A 407-nucleotide genomic window follows, 5' to 3' on the forward strand; every position below is an offset into this window, starting at 1 on the left:
TAAAACAATTTTAAATAATCCATTAATAACTAAAACAAAAATATTAAAAATAAAAGAAACAATTTTAGAAAAAATATTAACAGTATAACTAAGCATTAAATAAGTTTTTTCTGATAATTCATCAAAAAATGCTTTAACAGAAGTCCCAACAACAGGAATAGCAGAAACCAAAGCAGAAAATATTTTTGTCAAACCAGCTGTTGAAACAACAGCGGCCAAACTAGTAAGAGTTAATTTTGTAACAACCTCTAACAAATTAGAAAAATTTTTTAATAATTCTAATAATTTATCATTTATAGAAATAAAAACTTTTAATCCTTCAATTAAAAAACCAAATAAAGAACTAAATAATTTTAAAGGATAAATTAAAGTAGTTAATTTTTCCCATATAAAAATAACAATCATTT

General features: G+C 20.9%; 1 pseudogene. It reads right to left on the bottom strand.

From position 1 onward, the window contains the following. A pseudogene (locus tag ON17_RS03700) lies at window positions 1-407 on the bottom strand (hypothetical protein); the annotation flags it as partial.

The organism is Poinsettia branch-inducing phytoplasma str. JR1, assembly GCF_000309465.1.
In the GTDB taxonomy this organism is placed as follows: Bacteria; Bacillota_I; Bacilli_A; order Acholeplasmatales; family Acholeplasmataceae; genus Phytoplasma; species Phytoplasma pruni.